Below are 6,338 nucleotides of genomic sequence, written 5' to 3' on the forward strand. Positions count from 1 at the left end.
CACCCTGCCGGCCGGGTCGACGCCCGTCGACTTCGCCTACGCGGTGCACACCGAGGTCGGGCACCGCTGCATCGGCGCACGTGTCAACGGTCGGCTCGTGGCGCTGGAACGCAAGCTGGAGAACGGCGAGGTCGTCGAGGTGTTCACCTCCAAGGCGCCCAACGCCGGCCCGTCCAAGGACTGGCAGAACTTCGTCGTGTCGCCGCGCGCGAAGGCCAAGATCCGGCAGTGGTTCGCCAAGGAGCGCCGCGAGGAGGCGCTCGAGACCGGCAAGGACGCGATCGCCAAGGAGGTCCGGCGCGGCGGTCTGCCGCTGCAACGCCTGATGAACGCGGAGTCGCTGGGTGCCATCGCCAAGGAACTGCGCTACGCCGATGTCACCGCGCTCTACACCGCGGTGGGGGAGAACCACGTCTCGGCGCGGCACGTCGTGCACCGGCTGGTCGCCTCCCTGGGCGGCATCGACGACGCCGTCGACGCCATCGCCGAGCGGTCCACACCGTCGACGCTGCCGACCCGCACCCGGCAGGGCGGGGACGCGGGGGTCGTCGTCGAGGGCGTCGACAACGTGATGGTCAAGCTGGCCAAGTGCTGCACACCGGTGCCCGGCGACGAGATCATGGGCTTCGTCACCCGCGGCGGCGGGATCAGCGTGCACCGCACCGACTGCACCAACGCCGACTCGTTGCGGCAACAGTCCGAACGCATCATCGACGTCTCCTGGGCGCCCTCACCGGAATCGGTGTTCCTGGTGGCCATCCAGGTGGAGGCGCTCGACCGGCATCGGCTGCTCTCCGACGTCACCAAGGTGCTCGCCGACGAACGCGTGAACATCCTGTCGGCGTCGGTGACGACGAGCCGGGACCGGGTCGCGGTCTCCAAGTTCACCTTCGAGATGGGTGACCCCAAACACCTCGGTCACGTGCTCAACGTGGTGCGCAACGTCGAAGGCGTCTACGACGTATACCGGGTCACCTCCGCCGCCTGACCGTTCGGCCGACATCAGCCGGCCGAGACGGTCAGCCGACAGAGGTCAACTGACGGTGGCGGTTTCGATGGTGACGGGTTCCTTGGGGCGGCCGTCCTCGGCGCTTCCGGACGGGCCCGGGGTGATGCCGTTCTTCGCGATCTTGTCGAGCACCGCCAGACCGGCCTCGTCGACCGTGCCGACGACGGAGTAGCTCGGCGCCAGCTCGCTGTCCTTGATCACGAGGAAGAACTGACTCGATCCGGTGTCGGCCTGCCCGGACTGCGGGTTGTTGCTGTTGGCGATCGCGACGGTGCCACGCGGGTAGACCACCGCGCCGCCCCCCGACATGGGGTCGGTGCCACCGACCGGCTTCAGGTCGGTGGGCGGCTCGTCGGGGCTCGACCATCCGGGGCCTCCGGCGCCGGTGCCGGTCGGGTCGCCGCACTGGAGAACCGCAAGCGCCTGACTGTTGGTCATGCGGTGGCAGGGCGTGTCGTTGTAGAAGCCGTCCGACGCCAGCGTGATCACCGCGCCGGTGTTGCACGGAGCGCTGGCGTGATCGAGCGTGATCGGGATGGTGCCCTGGTTGGTCTCGAGCACGAGGTTCGCCGTGCCCTCCTTGAGTTGCTTGTCGGCGGGCTTGGGCGAGGTCTTCTGCTTCGACTCACCCGCGCGCATCTCGTCCAGGTATGCCTGGGCCTGCGCCTTCTGGTCGGCCGGGACCTCCGGCGGAACCGTCTTTGGGAGCTGATCGAACCGGCTCGGCTGGTCCTGGTAGGAGCACGCGGTCCAACGCGCCGCCTCCCGGTCGTCGAGGACCTTCTTGACGATCAGGGTGGTGGCGGTGGCGACGACCGCGACCACGACCACCGCGGAGACCGACGCGATGACGATCTTGCGGCGGCGTGCCTGTTGCCGGTCACGCTCGAGACGTTCCTCCAGCTTGCGCTTGGCGGCTTCGCGTCGTTCCTCGTTGGTGGACACGCGTTGAGACCCTCCTGAACTCGTGTGCTGGCTCCCCGTCGGCAGCGTGGCGAACCTGTCGTCCCGACAGGTGATCGGCGACGATGCTACCGCGACACGCCAGTCTGCCAGCCGAACCTGAGAGTTGGATGGCCGGGTCGCATCCGGGGGATGAGCACTCCGACCGCTTTGCCACAATGGACGGATGCTGATCACCGGATTTGCCGCGGGGATGTTCCAGACGAACTGCTACCTCCTCGCGTCCGAGGCCGGCTCGGAGGCGGTCATCATCGATCCGGGCCAGGACGCCGCACCCAGGGTTCGGGAACTGCTCGCAGAACACGACCTGACACCCGTGGCGGTGCTGCTCACCCACGGACACCTCGACCACACCTGGAATGCCGCCGAGTTGTGCGACGAATACTCCATCCCGGCCTACGTCCACGGCGCCGACCGACCGATGCTGGCCGACCCGGGCCGGGGCCTGGGCGCGGCGCTCGGGCCCCTCATCGGCTCCCTGACGTTCCACGAGCCGGAGAAGGTCATCGAGTTCGACGACGGAGAGCCCGTCGAGCTCGCCGGTATCCGGTTCTCGGTCGACCTGGCCCCCGGACACACCCAGGGGTCGGTCCTGCTGGGCATCGAGGTCCCCGTGGATGGTGAGGACGCGCCGGTGCCGGTCTGCTTCTCCGGCGACGTGCTGTTCGCCGGGTCGATCGGCCGGACCGACCTGCCGGGCGGAAGTCACCAGCAGCTGCTCGGCTCGATCGCGGCGAAGCTGCTGCCGCTGCCCGATCACACGCAGGTACTTCCGGGCCACGGCCCGCAGACCTCCATCGGGCAGGAGCGGGCGACCAACCCGTTCCTGGCCGACCTGTCCACCACCGCAGACGATGCACCGAAGAAGGGACGATACGGACTGTGAGCGGCAATCTCGACGGGGCTCGAGCCAAGGACTTCGCCGCGCCGCGGGGCATTCCCGACTACTACCCGCCGACGTCGGCGGACTTCCGCCGGGTCCGCGACACCATGACCCAGGCCGCGCGCCTCGCCGGCTACGGGCACATCGAGCTGCCCATCTTCGAGGACACCGCACTGTTCGCTCGGGGTGTCGGCGAATCCACCGACGTCGTCAGCAAGGAGATGTACACCTTCACCGATCGCGGCGACCGGTCGGTGACGCTGCGCCCGGAGGGGACCGCGGGTGTGGTCCGAGCGGTCATCCAGCACGGGCTCGACCGCGGGGCGCTGCCGATCAAACTCTGCTACGCGGGCCCGTTCTTCCGCTACGAGAAACCGCAGGCGGGACGCTACCGACAGCTGCAGCAGGTGGGTGTGGAGGCCATCGGTGTCGACGACCCGGCGCTCGACGCCGAGGTGATCGCCATCGCCGACGAGGGCTACCGCCGGCTCGGGCTGACGGGGTTCCGGTTGGAGATCACCTCCCTCGGCGACGACGCGAGCCGCGGTCCGTATCGGGAAGCGTTGCAGGAGTTCCTGTTCGGGCTCGACCTCGACGAACCGACCCGGCATCGGGCGCAGATCAACCCATTGCGGGTGCTCGACGACAAACGTCCCGAGATCAAGGCGGCGACCGCCGACGCGCCGCTGTTCATCGACTACCTGTCCGACGACGCGCGGGCCCATTTCGACACCGTGCTGACCCACCTCAAACGGCTCGGTGTGCCCTATGAGATCAACCCTCGGCTGGTCCGCGGACTCGACTACTACACCAAGACGACCTTCGAGTTCGTCCACGATGGTCTGGGCGCGCAGTCGGGGATCGGCGGCGGCGGCCGTTACGACGGGCTGATGCGGCTGCTCGGCGCCAAACAGGACCTCTCCGGCATCGGATTCGGGATCGGGGTCGACCGCACCATGCTTGCCATGGAGGTCGAAGGCGTCGCCCATGCCGACACCGCGCGCTGCCGGGTGTTCGGCGTCCCGCTCGGTGCCGAGGCGAAGGCGGAACTGGTCGACGTCGCCGGACGACTGCGGGCCGCCGGGATCAGCGTCGACCTCGCCTACGGAGATCGCGGCCTCAAGGGCGCGATGAAGGCCGCCGACCGCTCGGGTGCCCGGCTCGCGCTGGTGCTGGGCGATCGCGAACTCGCCGAACGGCGTATCGAGGTCAAGGACCTGTCGACCGGGGAGCAGCACGAGGTTGCGCTGGACGAGCTGGTGTCGGAAATCACCCGGCTGCTGGGCTGAACACAGTCGGGGACGACCCGCTCCCGCGGGCGCGAGTGTACGGGACTATCCGACCGTGCGGGATCACTGACCCAATGGCCAGGTTTGTCGCCGACTCCTTGCCGTCGTGATGTGACGAGCCTTACGTTCGGTCGGCCGGGCCTGCACATGCCGTGCGACTCGCGCCGATGACGATCCGCCACAAGGAAGTCTGCAACGATGATCACCGCCCCGCCGGCCGCCCGTTCCCGCTCCCGTGTGTCCGCCGTGCGTGTGGCGCTCTCGCCGGGCGAGTGGGCGAGTGTGGGCGGCATGGTCGCCGCGGTTGCGGCCTTGCACATCATCGGCTGGGTGACCCTCGTGGTGCTCGTCGCCCCCGAACATTTCAGCGTCGGCCAGAAGACGCTCGGTGTCGGCATCGGTCTGACCGCGTACACCCTCGGCATGCGCCACGCCTTCGACGCCGATCACATCTCCGCGATCGACAACACCACCCGCAAACTGATGGGCGAGGGCAAGAGACCGCTGACCGTCGGGTTCTGGTTCTCGCTCGGGCATTCGACGGTCGTGTTCGGGCTGTCGCTGTTGCTCGCGTTCGGGATCAAGCTCGTGGTGGGTCCGGTCGAGAACGGTGCGTCTGCGCTGCACCAGGTGACGAGCCTGATCGGGTCCGCGGTGTCGGGTGGGTTCCTCTACCTGATCGCGGCGATCAACCTCGTCATCCTGCTCGGGATCGTGCGCGTGTTCCGGGACATGCGCCGCGGCGTCTACGACGAGGCACAGCTCGAGGAACACCTCAACAACCGCGGGTTCATGAACCGGATTCTCGGTCGGCTGATGAAGGTGGTGACCAAGTCGTGGCAGATGTACCCGATCGGGGTGTTGTTCGGACTCGGGTTCGACACGGCCAGCGAGGTCGCGCTGCTCGTCCTCGCCGGCGGCAGCGCCGCCGCCGGGCTGCCCTGGTACGCGATCCTGTGCCTGCCGGTTCTGTTCGCGGCCGGGATGAGCCTGTTCGACAGTATCGACGGCTCCTTCATGAACTTCGCCTACGGGTGGGCGCTGGCCAATCCGGTGCGCAAGGTCTATTACAACCTCATCATCACGGGGCTGTCGGTCGCGGTGGCGCTGGTGATCGGGACGATCGAGCTACTCGGGCTGCTCGCGGAGGAGTTCGGCTGGAGCGGGCGCTTCTGGGATGACGTGTCCGGCATCGACCTGAACATTCTCGGCTTCGTCATCGTCGGGCTGTTCGTGCTCACCTGGGCGGTGTCCCTGGCCGTGTGGCGTTTCGGCAGCATCGAAGAGCGTTGGGGCGCCGCGCTGGTCCGCGTCGACGAGAGCTGATACCGACCGTGCGGGTTTGTCGATTTTTCCGCTGGTTGTTCGACACCATGGTGTGACGAGTTTCGCGTCACGTCCCGTCAACACCCTGAGGAGCCGACGATGACCGACACCTACGCATTCCTGATCCGCGAACCCGACTGGGATTCCGATCGCTATCTGGCCGGTACGCCCGATCCCAAGGACGAGATCTTTGCCGCGCACGCTCACTTCCAGCAGGCCGTGGCCGAGCTCGGCGCCACGATCGTCGGCGGTACCGCTCTGCACAACGCCAAACACGGCGGCAGGTGCACGCCGGGTGCGGGTGAGGGTCGGGTCGCCGACGCGGTCTACACCGATGTCGCCTACCCGGACGCGTCCGAGGTGATCACCGGGTTCTACCTCGTCGAGACCGCCGACGAGGACACCGCCCGCCGCATCGCCGCGATGGTGCCGACCGGAAACAGCATCGAATGGCGCAAGGTCTTCCCGATGGGCTGAGGTCCCGTCTACGGCAGGCGACCTCGCGCGGGTTACGGCGATGACACCGGAAGACTTCCGCGACGCGTGGCCGTCGGTGGTCCGCGCCCTCGCGACGATCACCGGAAGCCTCGACGATGCCGAGGATTACGCCGCGGAGGCGTTCGCACGTGCCTCGGCGTACGCCGGTGTCATCGACTCCCTCGGCGCCTGGTGCGTCGCCGCCGGACGACGGGCCTGGGTCGACGACGTGCGCCGGCGTGTGGTCCACGAACGCGCCGTCGTTCAGGTGGCGGCCGCCGGCGACGCAGCCCGGACCGAGGACGACATGTATGCGCCCGAACTCGACGACCGTGTCGCGCTGCTCTTCGTCGCCTGCGACGACGTGCTCGCGGAGGGGGCACGGCTGGTC

At 68.2% G+C, this 6,338-nt stretch carries 7 protein-coding genes; 6 read left to right on the plus strand and 1 reads right to left on the minus strand.

Going from position 1 to position 6,338, the window contains the following annotated elements:
* Positions 1-988, plus strand: a 988-nt coding sequence (locus GORHZ_RS11050; RefSeq protein ID WP_006332994.1) for a TGS domain-containing protein, incomplete at its 5' end; no start/stop codon positions are given.
* A 45-nt stretch (positions 989-1,033) separates the two neighbouring features.
* Here GORHZ_RS11050 and GORHZ_RS11055 read toward each other — a convergent pair.
* Positions 1,034-1,954, minus strand: coding sequence for a peptidylprolyl isomerase (locus GORHZ_RS11055; protein ID WP_006332995.1), 921 nt, complete (start codon positions 1,952-1,954; stop codon positions 1,034-1,036).
* 184 nt (positions 1,955-2,138) lie between these two features.
* Between GORHZ_RS11055 and GORHZ_RS11060 the strand changes: the two genes are divergently transcribed.
* The 5 genes from GORHZ_RS11060 to GORHZ_RS29500 all read left to right on the plus strand — a co-directional run.
* A complete protein-coding gene (locus GORHZ_RS11060; protein ID WP_006332996.1) occupies positions 2,139-2,858 on the plus strand; it encodes an MBL fold metallo-hydrolase in 720 nt (239 codons plus the stop codon).
* Complete coding sequence (gene hisS / locus GORHZ_RS11065; protein ID WP_006332997.1) at positions 2,855-4,144, plus strand: histidine--tRNA ligase; 1,290 nt, start codon at positions 2,855-2,857, stop codon at positions 4,142-4,144. Before GORHZ_RS11060 ends, hisS begins: the two co-directional genes overlap by 4 nt.
* Before the next feature lie 198 nt (positions 4,145-4,342).
* Entirely contained in the window at positions 4,343-5,470 is a 1,128-nt protein-coding gene (nicT, locus tag GORHZ_RS11070) for a Nickel transporter NicT (RefSeq protein ID WP_006332998.1), read from the plus strand.
* Positions 5,471-5,569: 99 nt separating this feature from the next.
* A complete protein-coding gene (locus tag GORHZ_RS11075; protein ID WP_006332999.1) occupies positions 5,570-5,947 on the plus strand; it encodes a YciI family protein in 378 nt (125 codons plus the stop codon).
* Between the two features lie 40 nt (positions 5,948-5,987).
* A partial coding sequence (locus tag GORHZ_RS29500) for a hypothetical protein (protein ID WP_006333000.1) occupies positions 5,988-6,338 on the plus strand: 351 nt, incomplete at its 3' end.

The organism is Gordonia rhizosphera NBRC 16068, from assembly GCF_000298195.1.
Taxonomy (GTDB): domain Bacteria; phylum Actinomycetota; class Actinomycetes; order Mycobacteriales; family Mycobacteriaceae; genus Gordonia; species Gordonia rhizosphera.